Source organism: Mesorhizobium kowhaii, from assembly GCF_003253745.1.
GTDB classification, from domain to species: domain Bacteria; phylum Pseudomonadota; class Alphaproteobacteria; order Rhizobiales; family Rhizobiaceae; genus Mesorhizobium; species Mesorhizobium kowhaii.
This window is the reverse complement of sequence record NZ_MZXV01000042.1, coordinates 1-24131: the sequence shown is the minus strand read 5'-3', so window position 1 is coordinate 24131 and position 24131 is coordinate 1. Positions and strand designations below refer to the sequence as shown.

Below are 24131 nucleotides of genomic sequence, written 5' to 3'. Positions count from 1 at the left end.
TCCGATTCCTTCAGGCGTACTTCACATAGACATGTTTGGTGAGATCGGTGGCAGGATCGGGCGCCAAGGCCGCTAGCGCCGATTGAACAGCGATGTCAACGCGGTCTTGCACCGCGGACTCTATCTCATTGAACTCCGCCTCGGACAGAAGTGCAGCTTCCGACACGGCACGGCGGAAGCGCGGGATCGGATCATAAGCGCGCGCCTCAACGAGCTCTTTCTCCGAACGATAGACTTGAGGATCCCCCACGTAGTGGCCGCCGAACCTCTTGCATTGGATCTCCAGCGCATATGGACCCTTGTCGCCCCGCGTGTGTTCAAGGGCCCGCTGCATCGCCTCTCGAACCGGAAAAAAGTCGGTGCCGTCCACCACTTCGCAGGGCATGCCGAAGCCCCTAACGCGGTCGGCGATATGAACTCCTCCGCACGCATATGACTGCGTCGTGAACTCACCGTATTCATTGTTCTCAAAGACGAAGATCACGGGCACATGGAGCACCATCGCCATGTTGAGCGCCTCGAAGACCGTGCCTTGATTGGCGCCGCCGTCACCCGAGAATGCCACGGCGACGCGCCCGGTTTTGTTGAGCTTCTGCGTCAGGGCCGCGCCGACCGCGATTGGCGGCGATCCTCCCACGATTGCATTCGCGCCGAGCATACCCTTCTTCAGATCCGCGATGTGCATCGAGCCGCCCTTTCCGCCGCAGAGACCCGAGGCCTTACCCATGATTTCGAGCATCATGCCTTCGACGTCGACCCCTTTGGCTATGCAATGCCCGTGGCCGCGGTGTGTAGAGCCGATATAATCCTCATCGGTGAGTTCGAAGCATACCCCTACGGCACACGCTTCTTGTCCCAAGTACACGTGGGTGAACCCCGGAATGTTTCCTGCTGAAAACTCCTTCTCGACCCGCTCTTCGAAGACGCGAATCAAGAACATCCGTTCGTAGGCTCGTTTCAATTCGTCTCTGCTTAGTTGCATCGGAGCCCTCAAGCGTTTTCGTCTAGGAAGGAAGTCAGCACGTCGTTGAATTCGGAAGCCCGTTCTACGTGCGGCATGTGTCCGGCACCGTTCAGCGTAATGACCCGCCAGCTGTCCGGAAGGCCGGCTGTGTTGGGACTTCCAACAATGCGATCATCATCACCGAGCACAACCAGCGTCGGAGGAAGAGCAGCCAGACTGTTGGCGAGATGGCCAAAGCTCCCATTCGCGACAAGATGGTCTCTGATCACCGAGAGCGACTCTTCAACGCCATCTATGCGCTTATAGCGTGCGACCTCCTCGATTAGCTCTTCACTCACAAGGTCAGGGTTATGGAAAAGCATCTCCAGCCAAGGCTTTAGATCGCGTGCGCGTTGGCCGTCGACAATACCGTCCAGAAAATCTCGATTAACGCTTCCGCCGGGAAGTCCTGCTGGGGCGACGAGGACAAGGCTGCGAAACCGGTCTGGACGATCGAGCGTCAACTGCATCGCGATGGCCCCGCCGAGCGAGTGGCCTACGAGATGAGCGCCGCCTACGGCAAGCGTGTCCAGAGCGGTCCCGACAGCAGTTGCCAGATCGCTCAGGGAGCCCTCGCGGACGTCTTTCGAGGACGCGCCGTGCCCCGGCAGGTCAATCGTGATGACTCGGCCCCGCTGCGCCAATGTCGGCAGGTTGAGATCCCAACTCTGCGAATTGCTCGAGAAGCCATGGATCAGGATGACAGTGTCCCCCTCGCCGGCGATGCCTACCTCTAGCTCATGTCCGCCAGCGTGAATACGACTGCGCGTCAGCGCCAAGCTGTCAGACCCGGCATCTGCCTTGGGAACAAAGCTCTCCTGGAAAGCGGAGATGAAGGCGTCGATGTCAGCATCCGAGATGTCCGGCTCTGATGAGACGGCCATCAACCCGCCGACCGACACGGTTTCGCCGACGTCGGCAACGATTCTCCGCAGCATACCTGACAAAGGAGCCTCATAGACATTGTTAACCTTCGCTGTCTCGATGTCGACAAGATCCTCGCCTTCAGCGAACCGGTCGCCGACCGATTTCCACCAATGGACAATTTGGCCCTCCTCCATCGACAGGCCCCATTTAGGCATAAGGATGGGGGTGATGAGTGTGGCTACGAGATGTTCGGCGGCCACGCCGTGTTCTTTCTCAGGCATTGTATCCTCTGAATGCGATCCCGCCTTCGGTTGGGACGATGGCGCGCCGGCACGCAGCTGGGACGGTGGCGCATCGGCAACGATGGCGCGTCGGCATGGCCCAGTCTCTCAGCAGGGGGCGAGGCATGTCAATTGGCAAATTGGCATGATCCAATCAAGCGCCGAGTCATGCTATGTAACCCGACCGAGCGAATTATTGGATTTCCGCGCAGCCTTCCAAGAAGCTCCAGCGCGGACGGGACCAAAGCGCCGAAAGCAAGTCGTGCTCTTCGCGCAAAATAAGTCAGGCGAATGGCCGGATTATATTGCAGGTGAACTGGCTTCCAAATCACTCGCAAGGAGGCGCGCAAGCGTCTCCACGCCGCGCTGGAAATCTTCGTCTTCTCGAACGGAGTCCCCGATTGTGAGCCTTACCGCATGCGGATCCGTATCCCGGCCGACGATGAAGGGGTCCGGCCCTGTGATCAGGAGCCCCCTTCGCCTGGCTTCCTCCACAAACGGGCCAGTCCGCCATCGGCCAGGAAGTGGCAGCCACACATGAAGTGAGGCCGGGTGGGAAGTCCTCTGAGCGTCTCCCAATGCCCGATCAAGGATACTGTGTCGGCGCGCCAGCTTCCGCCTCTGCCAGGCGATGAGTTCCGCGATCGTTCCATCAGCCAGCCATCTGCAACTGATCTCTGCGACAAATGAATTAGACATCCAGCCTGTCGTTCTTAGGCGCGAGATCGCCCGCGACATCAGAATTTCGGGCACCAAGAGATAGCCAGTTCTAAGTGAATGGAGCACGCTCTTGGAAAAGCTCGTCGCGTAGCAGCTGCGCTCTGGCGCAAAAGCGGCTATCGGACGAGGTCTCTGGTCCAGGAGGGGACCGAAGACATCGTCCTCAATGATCCATACGTTGAACGCTCTTGCGATCTCGGCAATAGCCCGCCGTCGCTCTTCGTCCATCAAGCTTGCGGTTGGATTGTTAAGGGTAGGCGTAACGCAAATGGCCTTCACACGCTCGCGATTGCAGAGAGCGGCAAAGCCATCCGGAAGAATTCCACTTTCGTCGCTGGCCAAGCCGCGTAGCTGCAGTTTGAGGATCATCGATTCCGTAATAACGCTGCTGTCAACCAGATGATCGGCCGCAACAATATCACCAGGCTCCGTGACCGAAGCGAGAGCCACCCAAAGGCCGTGCTGGCAACCGTTAGTGATCAACATCGTCTCTGGCGACGCTTTTAGATCAAGCGTCTTCAACCAGTCCGCGCCGACCATTCGATGATGGTGCAGGCCCACGATCGGTCTATGGGCAAGAAGCGATTCCAACTCTCGTGACTTCGACAGCGCAGCGAGCATATCCCGCAAGGCCTTAACGTGCTTTTCACCGACGATTGGCGCCATTGTCGAGAAGTCCAGGAGGTCTTCTTCCCTCTTATCAACGATCGACCCGGGCACCTTGTCCGGGTTTGCGTACCGAACGAACGTGCCTCGCCCGATCTCTCCCGACACAAGCCCCCGCCGTTCGAGCTCGGCATAAGCCCGAAATATGGTCTGGACACTCACCGACATTCGGAATGACAGATCGCGCTGGGGAGGAAGCCGTTCCCCGGGCCTAAGCTCGCCGCCGTCGATTGCAGCAGCGATCGCGTCTGCAATCGCCTGGTAGCGTGCACCACCAGAGGACGAAACCTCGGGCTTCCAAGTCCAACGCGTCACGCCTACCCTCCCTGATATTGGAATGATCCAAAACGCTGATTGACATGCTTTCTCCGTGTCGTATCACCTAGCGCCACCAAACGCAAAAGAGAACAGCGATGCCCCGGTTCAAATTAGAAGAGTATGCGCGACGCTTGGCGAGGACCAGGGAAGCAATGCTACAGCGCCAAATCGAGGTGCTTCTGATCACGTCGCCCGAGAATATGAATTATCTGACCGGCTACGATGCTTGGTCGTTCTATACGCATCAAATGGCCATCATTGCTCTTGATCATGAGCCGATCTGGATCGGCCGTGGCATCGACGTGCCGTGCGCCACGGCGACAAGCTATTTGCCGCAAGATGACGTGATTGGCTACCCGGACCACTACGTGCAATCGACCGAACGGCACCCGATGGAGTTCATCGCCCAGGAGCTTCTGCGAAGAGGTCTTGGCGGCCGCCTGCTCGGCGTCGAGATGGACAATTACTACTTCACCGCACGTTGCTTCGAAAAGCTCCAGGCCTCATTGCCCCAGTGCACCTTCAGGGACGCGTCGGATCTGGTGAACTGGGTCCGCATCATCAAGTCCGACGCCGAAATCGAACTGATAAGACAGGCAGGCGTCATCGGGGATCGCGCCATGAAGGCAGGAATCGAGGCTATTTCGCCTGGCATCCGGCAATGCGACCTGGCCGCACGCATCATGCAGGCACAGATTGCCGGCACGGAATCCTTCGGAGGCGCGGTTCCTGGCGGCTTGGTGATGGGAATAGGCCCCAGAGCCGACGCTCCCCACCTTTCCTGGACTGACGATCCCGTCGGTTCTGATGTCGTGGCAAACATCGAACTCGGTGGCTGTCGCGCACGGTATCACGCCGGTCTGGCAAGAAGCGTCTATTTGGGCAACCCACCCGATCAGTTGAGGCAACTCGCAGCCGTCGTTCGTGAAGGAATGGAAGCCGTCTTCTCCACCGTTGCGCCAGGGCGGACGTGCGCGCAACTCGAAGAGGTCTGGCGCGGCGTGATCTCACGTTTTGGGCTCAGCAAGCCCTCCAGGATCGGGTACTCTATCGGCCTGGGCTATCCGCCGGACTGGGGTGAACACACCGCCAGCCTGCGCCCGGGCGACATGACCGAACTCCAAACCAACATGACGTTCCACGTGATTCTGGGCATGTGGCAGGGTGCCCTGAGCTTTGTCCTCAGCGAAACCATCCTCGTCACCGAAAGAGGTCACGAATCCTTCTGCCAGATGCCTCGCGAGCTGTTTGTCGTCTCCTAAAGGATCTTTGACCTTGATGCCGCCACCCAAGCCGCTGGGCTTGCTTCGCCTCGACGAGCCAGAACCGACGAGCTACCCCTCGCGATCTCTCGGCGAAACCGGCCTTTTCCCTCAAGGGACGATCGCGGAGGTGGTCGAAGGGGTATCGGTCCCCGATATCCTTCATGATCGCCCTCATGTGCGGGGGGCCTATCTGCGAGCAGCCCGTCGACTGCAAGAACGTGGTTGCTCAGGGATTATCTCCAACTGCGGCTATTCGGTGCTTTACCAAACCGCCATTTCCTCTGCAGTAGACATCCCCACGATCACGTCGAGCCTGCTGCTTCTGCCGCTTCTCGCCGCCGTCACGCCGTCAACCCAGAAGATCGCAGTCATCTGCTTCGATTCGACGGCTCTGTCCGACGCGCACTTGAAGGCCGCCTGGCCACAGGCCGACTGTGATAATATCGTCAAGGTTGGAATCGAAGGAACGGCGGCCTGGAAAATGATAAATCGGTCCGACGCGGTTTACGATTGGAATCTTATAGGGTCCACGTTGAACGATCTCTGTGACAAGTCCTCACTTAACGAAAATGTTGGGGCCGTCATTGTTGAATGCTGTGCTTTTACGCCGTTTGTGCGCTACATTCAAAGTAGGCTTCACTGTCCCACGCTCGACATCATTTCTACCCTGCGCGCGCTACTATCCCAGCAATGGTGCCGTATGTGCAGCAGTACCTGTGAGGCGCAGGGCGAGGAGTCCGAGGCGATGTTGGCCCAGCATCGTGGTGCCAATTGATCCGTGAAGACCCGCAGTATTAGATAGCAAAGACCATCGAAGGAAGAACAAGTTATTGTATCGATATTTTCCGGAATTTATTTTTAATGTTCAAAGCCATAAGGCGAGTTGAGGCACTCACGTCGCCTCACAGGTCCAGAAAATATGAAAGATAGGGACTTAACCTTGCAATCTTGTCATGGAGGGCCCGCGCGCGCTCATTTGATCTGTCGGTGTTCCAATAGAGCCGCAGCCAGCCCTCGCGGCGCCCTTCCGCGGCCAGATGCGCGATCATTGCTTCTGCGATTCCTCGGCGCCGCCAAGGATGATCAACATACAGATCGACCACAAAGCAGAGCATCCGGTCGCTCCATGTGTAGGGGTGAATGATATAGTTGAGGAAAGCCAAGGTCACGCCGCTTGCATCAACAGCGACGAGCGCCTTGGTCTTGTCGTCTGGATCCTCAATCCGCTGCCAGATCGTCTCCGACACCTTTGTAGATAGGCCGACTCCCTGGTCGGCGCAGTACCGATTCCAAAGTGATAGCCATTCACCATGATCGGCAGGTCCTGTAAGGCGAATTTCCATGGTGGTCTCCGGCGTGTAAAATGTGCTTGGGGAAACAGCCCTGGGTATTTCGAGCTGAAACGAGGCCCATTCAGTCCCGCGCCAGTGCTGGATATGAGCCGTCGACATCATGAGTTTCCTTGCCATGAAGGGCGGGGGCAAACACGCAGGCGTTACGCATTTTTGTCTTGGCGCGCAGGATATGCCTGTCGTGCTTGTCCAAGATATAGATCGTCCCCGGACGGATGGGGTGAATCTTGCTATCCGCCAGTGTCTCGACCTCACCCTCGCCCTCGATGCAGAAAACCGCCTCGAAGTGGTTCTTGTACCAGATGCGCGTCTCGGTATTCGGAAACATAGTTGTGATATGAAAAGAGAATCCGACTCCGTCCTGACTTAGGAGAAGGCGAATGCTCTCCCAGTTCTCCGCGGCGACGCGTCGGTCGGACTGCTCCGCCTCCTCTAGTGTCCTGATGATCATGATCGGTTCTCCATGGTTTATTGGTGCACTGGTGTCGGGTAGGCGCTCATGTGCGCAGTTCAGGGCCGTCAGTCCCTCGGGCTATGAGAGCGCTCCGCGTGGCATTTGCCATGTCCAGGGCAGCGATGAAATCTCCCGTCGCTGCCGCATCGCATCTACCGAGCCATAGATCAGACCAATGTCGGAGCGGTAGGACATGCCTTTGAAGCGTATCTTCTCAATATTGGCATAGGCATGGTGGACGGCTTGCGCATAATTGTCACCGATGCCAGTGACGTGCAGCACGCGTCCGCCGGCCGTTACAAGAGTGTCCTCGGCATCGCGGCGGACATTGGCGAAGAACAGACGGGAGTTACGGCAGTTCACCGCCTCAAGTCCAGAAATAGGGAAGCCGACCTCGAAATCTCCATGCGGCCATCCCGGGTAGCGGATCTCGCGGCCGTGCTCGTCCAATCGCAACGTTGGCCCTTGTGCGGCCACTACATTGCAGTAGCATTTGTCGTCTGTCTCGAGAGACATAGAGCTAAGGGTTCCGAGAAGGACGCCTTCGCATAGCCGGACGAAGTTGCTCTGCACTTTGGGCAGGACGGCCTCCGCCTCCGAGTCGCCCAATCGTACGTTGATTTCAATGACTTTGATGCCGTCATCGCAGAGCATGGCGCCGATATAGATGAAGCCTGTGTACTTCAAGCCTTCACCCAGAATTGCAGCTCTTAGAGGCTCTAGAACCTCGGTCTGTATCTCACGGTAAAGCGTCTTGTCCGCGAGCGGATGTGGGGAGAGCGAACCCATACCGTCGCAATTAACGCCCTTGTTGCCATCATCGGAGCGCTTATAGTCCAGGGCCGCCGGAAACATCAGAAACTCCTTTCCGTCGAAGAGGGCGGAGATTGATATCTCCACTCCGAAGAGGCGCTCCTCAACGACGATGCGGTTTCCAGCATCCTTGTGTGCCCGCGCGAGCATGATGCTATCGACGGCTTGAAGCGCCGAGGCTTGGTCGCTGCATACATAGGCGCCGTTGCCTTCACATAGCCCGTCCGCCTTGACTACAACATCATAGTCGAGTCCGCGAATATAGCACTTGGCAGGTTCGGGCCGGTCGAAGACCGCGAAACGTGCCGTCTTCACGTTGTACCGCTGCAGGAGCGACTTCGTGAACGCTTTGCTTGCTTCCAGTCGAGCTGCAGCACGATCTGGGCCAATTGTGGGGATCCCGTTGGTTTTCAAGAAATCCACATAGCCGGTGGAGAGCGCGTCGATGTGAGAGACAAAGACGAAGTCTATTGCACGGGCTTGGCAAAATCGTACTGCAGATTCCGGATCGCTCAGCGAAATATCGGGGACGGTGCAGATGCGCTCGTCAGCAACCGACGGGTTTCCCGGCCCATAGAAGACCTGTACGGAAGGGTCGCTGCGCTGGAAGAGGTCAGCAATCGCGTGCCCTCTTCCTGTCGAGTCGATGAGCAGCACATTGCGGCTGGGATTAGGCATGCCTTCCTCCTTAGTTGTCCGATGATAAGCCCATCCCTCACGTCGCGCCCCAATGGGAACATCCGAGGTTCCGAGTTCCTGCCGCCTAACCTATTAGCGCCTGACGCGCGCGCAACTACCTAACCGGGGCGTTGACTTTAGTAGGCGTCGCACTGCGGCGCGAAAATGAAGCTGTGAGCGTTGCGATTTTTAATGCCAAAGTTGCTGACCCAGGAGGTAATGTTCAGCGTCAAAAACGGACTGGCTTTTGATTGGAATGGTGCCCGGCTTCAGGTCGGAATCTGGAGGGTTATGTGAGGTCGCATCCGTCGTCGCGGCGAGCTCGAGCGACCTCATATACGATCCCATGGGGGTTCATAGCGACCGCCTCAGCAGGCAGACTGAGGATGCATATCCGCTCAACCTGGAGGCGACCAATGTCACTCGATCTCTACCGCGAAGAACCGACGGCTATCCGAATCAATCTTGGTGCCAAAGCGCTCATTTCCACGCACGTTGACGGCGCTTACGATCGATCGCTTTCATATGAAGGGGGCATCGAGTGGGATTCGGCTAAGCGGTTTTACGGAAGTTGAAGGGCAACAGATCGTCGATATCTGGCGTGTTCGGGCCGCTGAGGCAACTCGGCGAGGACGTAGCGCAACCACGCTAACCGCTCGACGCCGCAGGCCCGGCAGGTCAACATCGGGCTGTAGATGGCGGCGCTTGCCTCGGCTCCTTCCACTGTGTCGCAGCTCTTTCTGCCAGTTGCAAAAATCCTGATATCGCGCTCCAGAAGATTGTTGTCGATCGGCATCCTGCCGCCCTCGGTGTAGCGCGTCAGATATTCCCATTGGGTCAGGGAATAGGATACGGCATCGCCGAGCTTGCTGTCAGGCAAGACCTTCGGCGCGATGTCGTCGAGCCATTGCTTGAGAGCATTCAGGATGAGCACGCTGTGTTCCATGCGAAAGCGGCGAATGCAGCCGGCCAGTTTTTCACCGTTTGTCCGGTTTTTCGTCCCGCACCTTGCCTTTCAACGCGGTAGAGCGTTCGAAGAACCGGAGCGCCTGCTCCGGCGGGCCGCCACCTTTCTTTCTTGCCTTGAGGCATTGACAAAGCGCCTTCTAGAATGAGCCTTGCGTCCAAGATGGGTTGCACCCTCCAGCGTGCGCCAGGCCGAATAGTCACCGCTCATCAATATGCAGCGGTAACATCGGAACCCAAAGAGTATCTCTGACTATCATGGACCATCCGAATTCCCGTCGCAGGTCCTGAGATGTCGACAGTGGCAGCTGCCAAATACGCCACATTTCCCGCAAGAGTTGTCTCTCGTTTTCGGGACGGCTGCCGGTCGCTTGACCAAAGTTCCAACTGTGCCCCGAAACCTGCAGCGGACTGGAAGATATCATTCGAGGAAGTGATAGGGATTAGATGTTTTATAAGATCGTGTTGCAACAGATCGTTCGAAACCGGCGCGCCGTCGTATCCGATATGCGGCCTCGACAGACGCGGTTTCGGGGCCAGCGACGGACCGCTAGGGCCTGTTCCATCGCTCAGTGTGCTGCTTGACGACTATCTGCGTACGCTGGCTATCGCACACATGTAATCGTGCTCGACACTGTCGCCAATGCCCGCCTGCATCGTACCACTTAGCGCGTCATCAGCGAGGCCTTGCGGCCGAGCAGCCGAACTTCAATCCCCGTCCGGCAGTTCCCTTCGACGCGCTGCTCAAGTTGGAGCACTGCGTCAGCCATGACGGTCTCGTCTCGATCGGCGGCAACTATTACATCGTTCCCGATCGCACCCGACGGGTTGTCAAGGTTCACCAGCTTGCCGGTCAGATCCGCGTCTTGGACGATGGCCCACTGGTCGCCAGCCATCCTGTACTCGAAGGACACCCGCGATACCGGATCGATCCTGCTCATCGACAGGGAGCGGGTCGCCAAGCGACGAGGAAGGCCACCCGGGCCATTTTTCTTTCACCGCCATTGTATAAGTATCTCGAGCATCTTTGCGTTATGGTCGTCCAGTTTCGCGCCTCGATTTTTCATCGACGCCTTCTCCAGTGTGCCTACGATTGCCTTGCGCGATAGAGCTAATCTGGATCAGTACGAAATGCTCATTGGATCGGGATGCTCTCGCAGGAGGGCGGCAATTCGTTCAAGACCCTCCTTGAAGTCCTGGTCATTTCTATTGGTGCCGCCAAGTGCCAACCGTACTGCATGGGGTTCGACTGCTCGTCCGATGATGAATGGATCGGGGGGGCTGACGAGGAGCCCCAGAGATCGCGCATGATCCACAAAATGGCGCGATCGCCAGTGTTCAGGCAGAGTCAGCCAAGCATGCATGGCGTATGGCTCCGCTTCATAGCTAAATGCCCCGAGTATGTGGTTCAGGATCTCATATCTTGTCTTAAGTTTCTGTCGTTGCCATTCGATCAACCAATCAATCGTCCCGTCCTGCAACCAGCGAGCAGCAACGTCAGCTGTCCAGATGTTTGCACTCCATCCGGTGGCTCGAACGCGTGAAATTAGACGAGGTATTGCCGGGAGCGGGCCTGCAAGAAATCCTGTCCGTAAAGAGGGATCACGCACTTCGTAAAGCTCGTCGCGTAGTATGTGCGCTCGGGAGCGAACCACCACATGGGCTTCGGTCGCCTAGGTATTAGAGGACCGAAGACATCGTCCTCGATGATCGCCACGTCATGCCGCCGCGCAATTTCTGCAATCCGTTCGCGACGCGCCTCATCCATGAGGGAGACCGTGGGAGCACTGTAGCAGGGCGTAATACACAAAACCTTGATGTTTTCGTGTCCACAGGCCTCTTCAAAGGACTCGGGAATAATACCGTTCTGATCGATCGCTAGACCTCGGAGCCTGACCTTGAGGATTGAGGCATTAATGGTAATTGAGGTGCCCACAAGTGCTTCGGTGGCGACCACATCACCAGGCTCGGTTATGCTAGCCATTGCTGTCCAGATTCCGTGAGCGACGCCGTTCGTTACGATCAAGCTGTCGGCACTCACCGTCACCCCATTGCGCTCAAGCCAGTCGATGCCAGCCTCGCGATGCTGCACTATGCCCTGGGTTGATCGACACTCGAGGATGCGCTGGATGGCGCCGTCTTTGGCTGACTCGACCATCGCCTCCCTGAGTGCCGCAATATGGATTTCGGAGAGCACCGGCATGATGTTTGAGAAGTCCCGTGCGTTTGGCACTTCGCTATCAGCGAAATACCGCGCACGCTGTTCCGGCTTGAAATATTGAACAAACGTTCCTCGGCCAACTTCGCCCGAGAGTAGTCCTTTGCGTTCCGCCTGGCGTAAGCGCGAGCTACGGTCTGTACGCTGACGCCGAGCCTTTCTGCGAGTTCGCGGTGCGTCGGCAAACGATCACCCGGATATAGGCATTTCGAAGCAATGGCTCGCTCAAGCGCGTCGATGATTGCCTTGTATCGCGGACCGACCGAATTGGACAGGTCTGGGATCCACATTGACATAATCCAAAATTACTATTGAACCGGATATAGGCCTTGAAGCGGCCGAGACCGCGCAAAGTACATTGGGCCAGGCGGTAAACACCTCTGAGGCAGGAGCTGCCACCCTCGATGCCGGCTTAGAAGTTTATTAGCTTGCGATAAATCCAGCGACTGCGGACCATGTCTTCGATCCTGGGCGCCCTCTCTTACGGTAACCGTCGGGCCTGGGCCGCGGAAAGAAGGCGAAGGTTGCCGTCGCTCGCTAAATGGCTGTCATCCTTCACCCGACCTGGCCCGAGGGCACCGAGACCAGCCAGAGATGCGCTCCGCAAGAAGCAGTTTTATCCCAGATCCGCTTCGGCGGAACAAGCGTCCTTCCGGGATGCTCTGCCCACCGCTGTTGCGCTCCATAGAGACGACCGCGGAAGGAACCATGAACCCGGCAGCAATTATTTTCATCTAGCTGGGGTTGACAGCGTGCGCGCGATTCAAAGAGACGCCCCTCAGCTTGCACGATTACTCACAACGCTGCCCAGCCCACGCCACACCTACCTAGTACGATCGCCCAATCAAGATTTCCACCTGGCTTTGTTTGAGCTGGGTAGTTTTTTTGAGCGGCCTCGCAAAAAGTTTTGTAGCCAGAGGCGAGTTTCATGTGTCGATCTCCATATTGAGCCCGTCATCGTCTGGAGGGCAGCTCGACCGTTGCCCGCCCTAGTGCAACCCCAACTCAAACACCCGCTACCTGGTTCGGGCAAGCTACCCAATCAAGTAGTGCTAAAGCGCGTAAAGGGGCGTGGTGAAGGTCGCCGCTGCCAGCGACCGCGAAAGTGGATGGCCCTCCGCTCGTAGCGACCGTCGCAGCCTGTGGCCGACCGATTGGGACGCAACTCGTTGGTAGCCGTCCGTCATGCCATCCTCTACCTGCTCGTACACAATGCCTATTGCATCGAACTTAGCGGCGAGAGCATGCGAAAACAGAAAGCCGAGCCCCCTCTTGTGACCGGGGCCGAAACGGCGAAATTAATCATCCGTGAACGCACAAGGCATCCGAGGATCGACGGCGCCACACTGTCCCGGCATTAGCAAAACGACCGACCGGAATTCACGGAAATCCCGTCCGACTTCTGCGAAATGCGCTGCAGATCCGATACTCAACAATCGCATCGAACAGGAGCACAGCGGATCAAGCGCGGCGTCGAGACCATGCGAGGCTTCAAGTCACCTGCTTTCAGCCGCCATCACTCTGTTCGGTATCGAAATGGTCCACATGATGTGCAACCGACAGGCGAGCTACGCGTTCAATCCGAACCCGCCCTGGCCGAACAGTTCGAAATCCTCGCCGCCTGACCGCAGCTACATAATCTCTCCCTGCGCCCCAATTCCGCCGTTGCAAACTGTGTCCTGAATCTGACATTGGCCCCGCAAGCCTTGTGCTTTGCGGAAAAGGTTTGGCTCTCACCCCGTTGGATGATGTAAGGAAAACGGTTGTAAATCAGTTACCTAGCTGGAAGTGGTGTAACCGGGGCAAAAGCGGCGGCGTTTGGGCGCGTCGATCTGCTGTTGGGGTTCAGCGAGCTGCGAGGAGAACGGGAAGCGGTAGGATCTTGCTGCCAGGGATGCCGAGGCGGTCGCCGAGATAATCCCAGAAGCTGACACCGAGCTTGTTGCAGGTCTTCATCATGCTGAGCATGGTGTCGCGGGCGGCACGGCCCTGGTCGCTGTGGGTTCCGCCGCTGATCTTGCGCCGGGTCACCACGCTGCGGATATCGTTCTCCGAGCCGTTGGTGTGGAGCGGAATGTCCGGGCGTTGGAGGATCTTCAGGAAGCTTTGGCGGTCGGTCCGGATGCGCGCGAGTAGACGGTCGAGGGTCACGAACCTGGTCTTCATGCCGACGATCCGGTCGAACCGCCGGGCCAGTTCCCGGGCTCTTCGGGGCGTGGGATCCAGACACCACGCCTTGATGTCGTTGTAGAGCCACCAGATCCGGCTCTGGATCAGGGCCTTGGCGCGGCGTTGCGGTTCGGTGAAGCTATCGAGGGCATGGATCTGCCGCTCCATATGGACCCAGCACCGCGCGTGCTCGCCGATTGCGAACTGGCCCGCCCCATCACTGAGGATGACGGTGCCGTCGAGGGCCTTTGCCTCGGTCAGACCGCCCCACAACGCGCCTTCACTGGCGATGCGGAACGGGTCCAGAGGGCAATCCTTGGGCTCCAGGCCATGGGCGAGTAGATGGGCGTCCCATGACGCCGCGTCCTCGAACCCTGACGGCTCGCGCCCGGCATGCAGAAGATCCGTCGTGATCACCGGCAGCCCGCGCTCCAGCATGTAGGCGCGTGAGGCGGCATTCAGGACCCACCGGGCCGACCCGCCGTGCAGGAGCTGCAGGAAGTTCAGCCGGCTCTTCGACTTGGTGGTCGTGAACACGGCGAACCGGTCATTGCCGATTTGCGTACACACGCCATTGACCGCGCCATGGCGGGCCCCGGTGTCGTCGACGCTGACCCAACCGGCCGAAGCGAGCCCGGCCGTCAGAACCTGCTTCGCTTCGGCGACGAAGGTGTCGATCTTGCTGGTCAGGATCCGCACGACCTGGCGCTTGGAGATCGACACGCCGAAGTCGCGCAGCAACGCGACGATCCGCTCCACGGTCGATTGACCCTGGTGATAAAGCGACAGCACCAGACGCCGAAGCTCCAAACCGAAGTGCCCGTCGACCCCGTCCGGCAGCGGAGCGACGACGATCCGGCCATCCGGCAAACGCCAGCGGTCCCGATGATAGCGGACCACCCGCACCCCGATCGTCAGATCCTGCACCACGAAGCTTGTCCGCCCCACAAACCGCGAGCCCGCTGGCGGCTCATAACAAAGACGGCGCTCTTCGGTGACGATCGCCCGGCTCGAGCCACGCCGCTTCGGACCCGTTGCCGCAGGTGAGCTCCGCTTGGACGACTGCTCCATCCCGCTCGGCTTCAGCGTCGGGCGCGGCGGTAGACCTTTCAGACGCCGGATCTCATCCTTCAGAGCCGCATTCTCGGCGCGAAGCCCGGCGACCTCTGCCCGCAACTGCAGGATCATGTCGAGCAGGTCCGCAGGGGTCGGCGTTCGAGAATCTGGTGGCTCCGCCATGGCCTGACAGAATCACGCCGCCCGCCAAACCGACACCCACTCTAACCCGATACACCCGAGTCATAACGCCGCGTCCGCCACCGGTTTTGCCCCGGTTACGAAGTGGTCTCAGTCGGCACGTCCCTTGCGTTGAGAAGCATATACATCAAATGCCAAACAGAAGGAGCCCAGAATGCCGCGTCAGACGAAGTTTGCAGCGTTTCTCATGGCGGGGTCAACTTGCCATAATCATGCCATGTGGCGCCATCCGCAAACAGAGAACAGATTCTCGACCCGGCGTTCTGGGAAACGCTGGCGCGAACGCTCGAGGCCGCGAGATTTGGTGGATTATTTTTCGCCGATGTTCTCTGTTTCCACAACGAAGCCACTATGGCGCTAGGCGGCCAGATGCAGGCCGGATCGTCGCCGCGCGGTCGCGATTTTGCGGCGAGCCACGCCGAGCTTGTCTTTACGCTTCAGCATTCCTTGCCGGACATGCAGGAATTTTATGCCGAGATGAAGGATCGCGTCGGTGAGGCGGGGCGGAATCGAGACGACTACGCCATTCTCGTCTCGGTGGACCCGATCGTCGGCGAAACAGAATCGGTTGCCCGCGAAAAACAGGCTTACGTCGATGACTTGGTCGACCCTCGCCCCGGCATCCCCTTCATGTCGGCCCGTACCGGGCTCGATCTGTCGCAGTATCCGATAGACAAGCCAATCATCTACGTCCCGGCAGAAACCGGCTCTCGCGGCTCCCTCGATATCATCCTTCAAGGCACCAAGGCCAACATTCTCACACTCGGCGAAGCGGTAAAGCCCTTTGCCATTAGCGAACTCTGCCCTCAAGTCGTGGGCACTCCCGAGACCGTGGCCGACCGGCTTCAGGAATTCTTCGAAAATAAGGGCTGCGATGGCTTCATCGTGACACCCACCGAAATGCCGGGCTCCATCGAGGCCTTGACGCGATCGGTCGTCCCGATCCTCCAGAAGCGCGGTTTATTCCACAAGGAGTATCCGGGCTCGACTCTGAGGGAAACAATCAAAGCGTAAGCGATGCAGTAATTTCTTTCACCTCCAAGCAAGGACCGCAGATGAGTTAGAATATCTTTCGCATTTCCGCTTATCGCAGCCGCTCTTCGATTGCGTACGACGCTTCTTCCAACGACCGCTTTGTTCGCGTTGACGAAAACATAGCAACATTTTCCTCCGAGGAGCGGGCGTTTGATCGCTCGCAGAGAGCGCAACCAAAGTAGCTAGAGAGCCGAAATAAAGTGTCCGAAGATGTTCCTTGTGCCCTGACAATGCATTTCCCGCACACCGCTAAAGAACGTGCTTTGGTTGAATTCTGTCTATCTCGACCAGACTCGTGGTATTGCTCAACCTCAAGAAATATTCGATCTGCTGGCTGCTTTTGCGCAGAAGGTCAACTTCCCGTGGATCGCTTATCGCCCTCTTACATCCGGTCAAGAAACTCTGGACCCGCTCTGCCGCGATTTGGCTACCATGCTAAACTATCCTAATGAATGGCAGAAGCGCTATTTCGATATGGGTTATTACAAGATAGATCCTATCATCAAGAAAATCCGACAGAGAATCGGTGCCCTTCAATGGAAGGACGTGTACGATGACGCTAACACCACCGAAGATGAACGACGCATTTTCGACGAGGCTGCAATGTTTGGCCTGAGGGCCGGCGTTACAGTTCCATTACACGGTCCCAACGGAAAGTTGGCTATGATGAGCTTTGCTCAAAGCTCGAGCGGCAACATGTCGAGTAAACTCCTAACATACTTGGAGTTGTCTGCATTGAATTTCCTCCTTGCAATCGATAGGTATGAGACCTCGCCGCAGGTTTACCGAGAAGCGCCTTATCTTTCTGAAAGAGAAAAAGAGTGTCTTTTTTTGGATTTATAGGGGGAAATCGTCCATGGATATGGGAGCAATACTCAGTATTTCCGAAAACACCGTCAATTTTCATATCAAAAATGCCAAGAACAAATTAAATTGTAGTAGCAGAACAGTCGCCGCTGTAAAAGCATTGAAACTCGGAATCGTTGACATCTAAACCCAACATCTGTCTCCGAATGGACTGTTCGTAGGTGGACCGCGTTGCAACAGGCATCGTGTCGGGCTATCGCGCCAGCATCGCCATGCGTATGATTGCGCCTGTTGCCACTGTGCCGATGGAGGTGACGCTGGCCAGGCACCGGCAAAACGGTCTCGTTCTTCACCGTCTTGGTCACGATGTAGGAAGAGCAGCGCTGCCCATAGCCGACCTGTTGCCGGCGTCGCCGTAGAGCCGGAGAGATCGTCTGCCGACGCGACGCAATAGAGAGAGCTCTCTACGGGCGGGCATCCAAACAGCCCCTCTGTCTGCATAGGACCAATAGTCTTCCCGCATCAGTCCGAACCGGGAGGTCTCGATCATGTCCGCGCATTTCGCCCGCTCACATCGCCACGAAGCGCTTGACCGGCTGGCCGGCCGCCGGCTGCTGCGCGAACTTGCCTATGTCGACGGCCACTGGACGGCGAGCGAGGCCGCCGAGAGCTTCGAGGTGACCGATCCTGCCACAGGCGCCACCGTCGCCTGGGTTGCCGCGCTTGATACCAGGCAGACAACCAAGGCGATCGACGCGGCGTCGCGTGCCTTTCCCGCATGGCGGGGACTTTTGCCGCAGGAGCGCTCGAAAATTCTGCGAAAATGGTTCGATCTGATCATCGCCGCCAAGGATGACCTGGCGCTCTTGATGACGCTCGAACAGGGCAAGCCGCTGCAGGAATCGCTGGGCGAAATCGACTATGCCGCCTCCTTCGTGGAATGGTACGCCGAGGAAGCCAAGCGTCTCAACGCCGAGAGCGTCACCAGCCATCTGCCGAACGCCGAAATGATGGTGCGGCGCGAGCCGCTCGGCGTCGTCGGTGTCGTCACCCCTTGGAATTTCCCGTCGGCGATGCTGACCCGCAAGGCGGCCACCGCGCTTGCCGCCGGCTGCACCATCGTCGCGCATCCGTCCTCGGAGACGCCTCTCTCGGCGCTGGCGCTGGCCGAGCTTGGCGAGCGCGCTGGTCTGCCGGCCGGCGTCTTCAACATCATCACCGGCAAGGCTTCGACGATCGTCGGGCAGATGTGCGAAGATCCGCGCGTTCGCGCCATGAGCTTCACCGGCTCGACCGAGATCGGCCGGCTGATCACCGCGCAAAGTGCCCCGACGATGAAGCGGCTGGTGATGGAGCTTGGCGGCCACGCACCGCTGATCGTCTTTGCCGATGCCGATCTGGACAGAGCGGTGACCATCGCCATCGACGCCAAGTTCGCCACCTCGGGTCAGGACTGCCTGGCCGCCAACCGCATCTATGTCCAGCGCCCGGTCTACGATCGCTTCTGCGCCGCCTTCGCCGCGCGTATCGGAAAATTGCGGACGGGCAACGGCCTTGCGGACGAAACCGACATCGGGCCGCTGATGCATGAGCGCGCCGTCAAGAAGGTGGAGGAACAGGTCGCCGATGCGCTGACCCATGGTGCGCGCTGCCTCACCGGCGGTGCGCGGCATCAAGCCGGGCCACTGTTCTACCAGCCGACTCTGCTGACCGATGTTTCCGACGAGGCGTTGATCATGCGCGAGGAGACGTTTGGCCCAGTCGCCGCCGTGACTCCATTCGACAGCGAGGACGAAGTGATCGCCCGCGCCAACGCCACCGAATATGGCCTGGTCGCGTATGTCGTGACCGAGAACGGCGCCCGCCAGCAGCGCATGGGCCGTGCTCTCGACTACGGCATGGTCGCCATCAACCGCGTCAAGATCACCGGCGCGCCTATCCCGTTCGGCGGCGTCAAGCAGTCCGGCATCGGCCGAGAAGGCTCGCGTCACGGGCTCGAAGCCTTCACCGATCTGAAATATCTCTGCCTGGACGTGGCTTAAGGTGTGTCGATATTCAGGTGATGCCGGCCTGCAAACGATGGTTCCTCCGCTTACGGTCGCGGGTCCTCCAGGAGACCTTTCACCTGATCCCACACCGCTTCTTCCAGGTGATCGCCGCGTACCGCCAGGTTATCGCGCACGGCATGACCGCTGAAGCGGTAGCCATCCGCACCAATACAGCGATATAGCGCAGCGTGTTCGTCGGATCGTATTTGCGGGACCGAGGCGCGCGCTTGCCAGGATCGGCCGCAGCCGCGATTGTGGTGGCAAGTAGCGTGCGCGCCCGAAAGCGGCGTCCGACGTAAAGACCGAGGGCGCTTCGTCCAGACCGCGCTCAGGAGATTGGCAGATATCGGATGGCACGTGGTTCGTACCCATGAAACTGCATTGATTAGACTTGCCCAGGAAATCCATAAATCGGAGCAATCCCTGAAAGATCCTGGACGACAAAGCGCGTCCGAAGTTCTATAATATACGTAGTTGTTCATTATCTGCCGCCAAATGTGTGTTAAAAGATATTAACATATCTTGCAAAGCATATAACATAAGATTCATATATAGATCACATTGATAATTCGAAACATCGGATTGTACGATAGATGGAGTTGACTTTGCGGCTAGTGGATTGGTCCCAACAGTTGATGCCTACGTTTGACGGCGGCGATGGTGTGGTTGGATTGGTCTTCAAGAGGTAGGGTCGAGGCGCGCCGCCTGTTCGCCCTGGTCCAGCGAACAATTCCTTGTAACCGGTCGTCATCATCCAGTTCGCCCGGTCGAGATGGCTTCGGGCGGCTTTCCGCGCGTGCTCCGGTTCTTGCACCGGAAAGGCCAGATCAGGTATATATTTGTCGAGCAGATCGAGGGTATCGATATGGGAAATTACGGTAGCGTCGTTGACGGATGGCAGGGATTAACTAACGACGAGGCGATAGAAGCAGCGACCGAAAAGCATGGCAAGGACTTTGCGACGTCGGTTTCTTATTGCGCCTTCGAAGCGTCAGGCAACCCCGACGATCCGGAATACCGATTCTGGGTCGATCTGTTTCTGAAACTTTCAAAAAAGGATCACGTCGGGTGGGTGTGAAAGCTGACAGGTGTCCATCGAAATACCTTGCGCAATCCCTCGTCGAAGGGCCTGCAGGGTAGGATGCGCGAGGCGGTGAAGGTAATTTCGGCAGCGACGGAACTCAGCGGCGATGTTGACAAGGCCATCTATTGGTATCGCAACGAACCGACCGCCGATTATGCACATCGCACGGTGGCCGAACTTGTCGCCGACGGCGAAGTCGGCGGTTCTCGCGTTCGTTCGCAATCTAGAGAATGGCGCGCGAGGGCGAAATCTCCTGTGCGGGTTCCGACAAAGTCTTTCAACGTTATCTGACCCCAAATGCGCATTCCTGCCGACCAGCGGCGCGGGCGCAGCGACCGATGGTGTTCACTTCAATCGTCCTGGCGTCGAAGCGCACTATCTGTCGCGGGTGCCCCACCGCACTCGAGGAATGCAAGTAAGGCGTCAGTCAGCATCACACCGCCAGCGACGCTCGCGGCTCTAGTTCGTAGACCTCTTACAAGGTTTCGATCCGCATATTTGGGACAGCGAGTGGAAGGAATGGGCTGGGACTCCACAATCGCATCGTCAGACAGCAGGTTCTTGACAACCGCATCCGATCTAGCCGCCGAGACCGTCATGGCTGACGCGGCGCTCCAGCTTGAGCAGCGCGTCGAAGGGAATTGCCGGAAGGGATTGAAGTTCCGGCTGCTCAGCCGGAAAGGCCTCGCTGACGCCCTGCGTGGTGCCGTGCAGGCGGGCATTGGCGACGTGTCGAGCTAGGCCTGCAACTGGTCGTTCAGATCGCTGAGATTGCGGAAGGAACGGCCAGGAAGAAGTCCTCGCGGATATAGCGAAACGGTACTCGACCTTGCCATTGGTTTTGGCGTGATACGCGCAGCAGCGTCTGCAAGTCCTGGTGCATGACGTAGTGGGCGAAGATGCAGTGGCCAAGCGCCAGCGAGAACAGCGTATCGCGGGGCTCTTCGGCGAACTCGATGACGAACCGCGAAGTCGACCTGTGCCTGATCTCCGGTGGGCGTTTCGGAACCGCATCTCGAAGGGGCGAACCTGATCCTGCGACCGGATCGCGGCGACGAAGCGCTTCACGGCGGTGTAGCGCCTTCATAACCGCGTTCGCGAATCTCGTGCTTCAGGCGAACGGCGGAGAGAGCGGATAAGCGACGACGCTTTCACGCAGAGAGTCGACAAAGGGCGCAATCTTGTTGTCGGAGCGGCCGGCCTACTCTGTCGTCAGCGCCGATCGCAAGATGATCCGCTACCAGTCCCGTTGTTAAACCCCGCCGCCATTCCTGAGAAAACGCCAGACCACACCTACTGTCGTGTTTGTCGAATCCCCGACACATTGTTTTCGGCCTGTCTGCCTGCTGCACTCAGGGTCAAGTCATTGAACAAACCTCAGAAAAATATTTCTAAGGCTCCCTCGGCGCAGTTGGCATGACTTTTGAGAAGTCCTTTTCGTGAAACGCGACTCGAGGCGACACTGGTGTTCGCCGGGAGGGTTCGAATGGTCAGTGATTGCCAGAGCTTCTCGTTGCCACGCAACGTCCCATTGCCGCGAGTGACATTCCGAAGACCGACCGAGATTGATGCAGCTGTTGTATGGGACCTCATTGCGAGGTGCCCGCCATTGGACCGCAACTCGCTGTACTGCGATCTCCTGCTCTGCACTGATTTCGCCGACACCTGCGTGCTCGCTGAGCGTGCTGGGGCGGTGGTTGGGTGGATGTCGGCTTATCGGCGGCCGAGCGAGCCCTCGACGCTCTTCGTTTGGCAGATTGCCGTGCATCCTGAGGTACGCAACACAGGGGTGGGCAAGGGGCTGATCATCTCAGCCCTGAACAGGCCATCTAGCGAGAGCGTGGCGCACATCAAGGCCACGGTGACGCTCAGTAACCGGGCGTCCAAGTTGCTCTACGCAGGTGTGGCTCGGAATCTGCGCGCGCCAATCCGGCAGGCTCTGTGCTTCGACCGCGACATCCATTTTGAGGGACAGCATGAGAGCGAGCACACGATAGCCGTCGGCCCCATTGTACGCTCCATAAGCCCTGCCAGCATTCCCGCCGGCCAGCCAAGTCAATATTCAAATGAGGAAGCAACGATGATTGTCCAAAGTGCACCAGATCGCGAGGAGGAATTCGCGATCTTCAACCATCTCGAGTCTGAAGTTCGCAGCTACGCTCGCAGCTTTCCCGTCGTTTTCGCGAGGGCAAAGGGGGCTCAGCTGTTTGCGCGCGATGGGACAGCCTATCTCGACTTTCTCATGGGCTGCTCAAGTTTAAATTATGGGCACAATCCCCCTGAGCTGAAGTCCGCGCTCGCAGATTACATTGCCGCTGACGGGATCACCCATGGCCTCGATCTGTACAATGAAGCCAAGGAGTCTTTTCTGCGAGAATTCCACGAGACGATCCTTAGGCCGCGACAACTAGACTACGTCGTACAGTTTCCGGGTCCGACCGGGGCGAACGCGGTAGAGGCAGCCCTCAAGCTAGCGCGCAAGATCACTGGTCGGGCCAACATCATAGCTTTCACCAACGGCTTTCATGGCGTGAGCCTTGGCGCTCTCTCCTGCACGGGCAACCGATATCACCGCGCTGCCGCCGGCCAGCTGCTCGGCGGCGTAGCCCGGCTACCCTATGATGGCTATCTTGGATCCGCTGTAGACACCGCCGACTACCTTGATCGCCTGCTCTCGGACCCCTCCAGCGGCGTGGATGCCCCGGCGGCGGTGATTGTCGAGATAGTTCAGGGCGAAGGCGGCCTCAATGTCGCCGGGATGGCATGGCTGCGCAAGGTAGCAGCCATTGTGCGAAGGCACGGAGCTCTGCTGATCGTCGATGACATTCAGGCCGGCGTTGGCCGGACCGATGCGTTCTTCAGCTTCGAGACGGCCGGTCTCCGCCCGGACATCGTCACAATGGCCAAATCGATATCGGGCTATGGCCTACCTATGGCCCTCGTCCTAATTGATCGACAACTCGACAAGTGGGAGCCCGGAGAGCACAACGGGACGTTCCGCGGGAATTGCCATGCTTTCGTGACCGCCAGAGCAGCCCTGGAGCACTTCTGGCGAACGGAGAGCTTTGCAGCGTCCGTCAGCCAGAAAGGCAACCTGCTGAAAAGCCGACTTGAGCAGATCGCGCAGAAGTACGACCCAGGCCGAGCGTCAGCCAAAGGTCGTGGCATGATGCGGGGCATCGATCTCAAGTCTGGCGAGGTTGCGGGGCAGGTCATCAGCACCGCCTTCCAGAGGGGCCTCATAGTCGAGACCTCTGGTCCCAAAGACGAGGTCGTGAAGTGTCTGCCACCCCTCGTCATTGGGGAGGATCAGCTTAGCCAAGGCCTCGACATCCTCGAGCATGCAATCGAAAGCGTGATCGGCAGCACAGGGCATATGGCAGCGTAAGAGGTGAATCATGATTGTCAGGGATTTCAATGAGGAGAAACTGACAGCCCGACGTATCGAGACGTCGAACTGGGAAAGCGTGCGGTTGCTCCTCAAGAACGATGGGATGGGCTTCTCTGAACCGCGCCGGGTTTTCCGGAGGCTGTTTCGATTCCAACGTCGCGAACTCGACGGCCTCGAACGAGCGCCATGGTCCGCGTCGATGGATCACCTCGGCCTTGTAGAGGCCGTTGATCGTTTCGGCGTTTGAGTCACGCGGCCATGGCTGGTTCTTCCAGCATGGCATAGTAGCGTTCCTCGGCTTCGGCCGGCGGGATGTTGCCGATGGGCTCCACCAGCCGGCGATTGTTGAACCAGTCGACCCAGCCATCGTCGGCGTGCGCGGTATTGGGTCCAGGACGTAAGGCGTCGGGAGCCAGCGCTGTTTGCACATTGGCGATTGCTGTATCGGGCACCGGCTGGACGGTAGGAGCCGGATGAGTGGAGACACTCACGTCCGGATCTGTGAGAGCCTGGGGGTGAAATTCCCCGTGATCACCATCGCGGGCAAGAAACACTGGTTGTGGCGTGCCGTTGACCAGGACGGGTATGTGCTCGACGAAATCGTGCAAGCCCGGCGTCTCAGGCGACGATATTTCGACATTGCCCAGCGTGCCAGGCGCAGATCGAGATGCATCAATGCTCGGGAAGTGCCGATTTGTGATACCGGCCATAATAGTTCATCCAACCGCGCAGGATCGGA

18 protein-coding genes and 8 pseudogenes are annotated in these 24131 nt (G+C 58.2%); 14 read left to right on the top strand and 12 right to left on the bottom strand.

What is annotated here, in order from left to right; genetic code table 11:
* Positions 1-10 precede the first annotated feature (10 nt).
* The 3 genes from B5V02_RS20650 to ehuR form a co-directional block, all read right to left on the bottom strand.
* Positions 11-961: a thiamine pyrophosphate-dependent dehydrogenase E1 component subunit alpha gene (locus B5V02_RS20650; protein WP_342633872.1), complete on the bottom strand. Its 951-nt coding sequence runs from the start codon at positions 959-961 to the stop codon at positions 11-13.
* A 29-nt stretch (positions 962-990) separates the two neighbouring features.
* Complete coding sequence (locus B5V02_RS20645) at positions 991-2151, bottom strand: acetoin dehydrogenase dihydrolipoyllysine-residue acetyltransferase subunit (protein ID WP_111545969.1); 1161 nt, start codon at positions 2149-2151, stop codon at positions 991-993.
* A 300-nt stretch (positions 2152-2451) separates the two neighbouring features.
* Positions 2452-3852 carry a MocR-like ectoine utilization transcription factor EhuR gene (gene ehuR, locus B5V02_RS20640; RefSeq protein ID WP_111545968.1) on the bottom strand — a complete coding sequence of 467 codons (1401 nt, stop codon included), beginning with the start codon at positions 3850-3852 and terminating at the stop codon, positions 2452-2454.
* 98 nt (positions 3853-3950) lie between these two features.
* Here ehuR and B5V02_RS20635 point away from each other — a divergent pair, with 98 nt between their 5' ends.
* A complete protein-coding gene (locus B5V02_RS20635; protein ID WP_111545967.1) occupies positions 3951-5117 on the top strand; it encodes a M24 family metallopeptidase in 1167 nt (388 codons plus the stop codon).
* A gap of 13 nt (positions 5118-5130) precedes the next feature.
* Positions 5131-5895 (top strand): aspartate/glutamate racemase family protein, encoded by a 765-nt coding sequence (locus B5V02_RS20630; protein ID WP_146606114.1) that lies wholly within the window; start codon positions 5131-5133, stop codon positions 5893-5895.
* Between the two features lie 127 nt (positions 5896-6022).
* Here B5V02_RS20630 and B5V02_RS20625 read toward each other — a convergent pair whose 3' ends face one another.
* From B5V02_RS20625 to purD, 3 genes are all read right to left on the bottom strand, one after another.
* Positions 6023-6463 (bottom strand): GNAT family N-acetyltransferase, encoded by a 441-nt coding sequence (locus B5V02_RS20625; RefSeq protein WP_167458589.1) that lies wholly within the window; start codon positions 6461-6463, stop codon positions 6023-6025.
* Between the two features lie 70 nt (positions 6464-6533).
* On the bottom strand, positions 6534-6923 hold the full coding sequence (locus B5V02_RS20620) for an ectoine synthase (protein WP_111545964.1): 390 nt from the start codon (positions 6921-6923) through the stop codon (positions 6534-6536).
* Positions 6924-7004: 81 nt separating this feature from the next.
* Complete coding sequence (purD, locus tag B5V02_RS20615; protein WP_111545963.1) at positions 7005-8417, bottom strand: phosphoribosylamine--glycine ligase; 1413 nt, start codon at positions 8415-8417, stop codon at positions 7005-7007.
* Positions 8418-8833: 416 nt separating this feature from the next.
* Between purD and B5V02_RS40685 the strand changes: the two genes are divergently transcribed.
* Entirely contained in the window at positions 8834-8992 is a 159-nt protein-coding gene (locus tag B5V02_RS40685; RefSeq protein ID WP_167458585.1) for a hypothetical protein, read from the top strand.
* Here the strand turns inward: B5V02_RS40685 and B5V02_RS20610 are convergent.
* Positions 8970-9609 (bottom strand): annotated as a pseudogene (locus B5V02_RS20610) (IS66 family transposase); the annotation flags it as partial. The gene B5V02_RS40685 and the pseudogene B5V02_RS20610 sit on opposite strands and share 23 nt — an antisense overlap.
* Before the next feature lie 401 nt (positions 9610-10010).
* Here B5V02_RS20610 and B5V02_RS20605 point away from each other — a divergent pair.
* Positions 10011-10357: pseudogene (locus tag B5V02_RS20605) on the top strand (Mu transposase domain-containing protein); the annotation flags it as partial.
* A gap of 572 nt (positions 10358-10929) precedes the next feature.
* Here B5V02_RS20605 and B5V02_RS20595 read toward each other — a convergent pair.
* From B5V02_RS20595 to B5V02_RS20570, 4 genes and pseudogenes are all read right to left on the bottom strand, one after another.
* Positions 10930-11586 (bottom strand): aminotransferase class I/II-fold pyridoxal phosphate-dependent enzyme, encoded by a 657-nt coding sequence (locus tag B5V02_RS20595; RefSeq protein ID WP_146606113.1) that lies wholly within the window; start codon positions 11584-11586, stop codon positions 10930-10932.
* A complete protein-coding gene (locus tag B5V02_RS42725) occupies positions 11475-11891 on the bottom strand; it encodes a GntR family transcriptional regulator (protein ID WP_167458587.1) in 417 nt (138 codons plus the stop codon). Before B5V02_RS42725 ends, B5V02_RS20595 begins: the two co-directional genes overlap by 112 nt.
* Before the next feature lie 29 nt (positions 11892-11920).
* Positions 11921-12070, bottom strand: a pseudogene (locus B5V02_RS20585) (ISNCY family transposase); the annotation flags it as partial.
* A gap of 1376 nt (positions 12071-13446) precedes the next feature.
* Positions 13447-14958, bottom strand: a complete 1512-nt coding sequence (locus tag B5V02_RS20570) for an IS66 family transposase (RefSeq protein WP_245446062.1) — start codon at positions 14956-14958, stop codon at positions 13447-13449.
* Between the two features lie 288 nt (positions 14959-15246).
* Between B5V02_RS20570 and B5V02_RS20565 the strand changes: the two genes are divergently transcribed.
* The 7 genes and pseudogenes from B5V02_RS20565 to B5V02_RS20535 form a co-directional block, all read left to right on the top strand.
* Entirely contained in the window at positions 15247-16041 is a 795-nt protein-coding gene (locus B5V02_RS20565) for an LLM class flavin-dependent oxidoreductase (protein WP_245446061.1), read from the top strand.
* 288 nt (positions 16042-16329) lie between these two features.
* Positions 16330-16905: an autoinducer binding domain-containing protein gene (locus B5V02_RS41160; RefSeq protein ID WP_245446060.1), complete on the top strand. Its 576-nt coding sequence runs from the start codon at positions 16330-16332 to the stop codon at positions 16903-16905.
* The gene (locus B5V02_RS42495; RefSeq protein ID WP_342633871.1) at positions 16826-17056 is read left to right on the top strand and encodes a LuxR C-terminal-related transcriptional regulator; all 231 of its coding nucleotides are present in this window, start codon (positions 16826-16828) and stop codon (positions 17054-17056) included. The genes B5V02_RS41160 and B5V02_RS42495 overlap by 80 nt, the downstream gene beginning before the upstream one ends.
* A 52-nt stretch (positions 17057-17108) precedes the next feature.
* Positions 17109-17204 (top strand): annotated as a pseudogene (locus tag B5V02_RS42720) (Lrp/AsnC family transcriptional regulator); the annotation flags it as partial.
* Between the two features lie 213 nt (positions 17205-17417).
* Positions 17418-18911: an NAD-dependent succinate-semialdehyde dehydrogenase gene (locus B5V02_RS20550; RefSeq protein WP_111545958.1), complete on the top strand. Its 1494-nt coding sequence runs from the start codon at positions 17418-17420 to the stop codon at positions 18909-18911.
* Positions 18912-19689: 778 nt separating this feature from the next.
* Positions 19690-19995, top strand: a complete 306-nt coding sequence (locus tag B5V02_RS20540; protein ID WP_245446059.1) for a hypothetical protein — start codon at positions 19690-19692, stop codon at positions 19993-19995.
* Positions 19996-20245 (top strand): annotated as a pseudogene (locus B5V02_RS20535) (hypothetical protein); the annotation flags it as partial.
* Positions 20246-20589: 344 nt separating this feature from the next.
* Here B5V02_RS20535 and B5V02_RS42715 read toward each other — a convergent pair.
* Positions 20590-21187: pseudogene (locus B5V02_RS42715) on the bottom strand (transposase); the annotation flags it as partial.
* A gap of 300 nt (positions 21188-21487) precedes the next feature.
* On the opposite strand from B5V02_RS42715, the gene ectB reads away from it, so the two are divergent.
* From ectB to B5V02_RS42710, 3 genes and pseudogenes are all read left to right on the top strand, one after another.
* Positions 21488-23389, top strand: a complete 1902-nt coding sequence (ectB, locus tag B5V02_RS20520) for a diaminobutyrate--2-oxoglutarate transaminase (protein ID WP_111545955.1) — start codon at positions 21488-21490, stop codon at positions 23387-23389.
* Between the two features lie 10 nt (positions 23390-23399).
* A pseudogene (locus tag B5V02_RS42290) lies at positions 23400-23495 on the top strand (ectoine synthase); the annotation flags it as partial.
* Positions 23496-23919: 424 nt separating this feature from the next.
* Positions 23920-24009 (top strand): annotated as a pseudogene (locus tag B5V02_RS42710) (DDE-type integrase/transposase/recombinase); the annotation flags it as partial.
* Between the last annotated feature and the right edge of the window lie 122 nt (positions 24010-24131).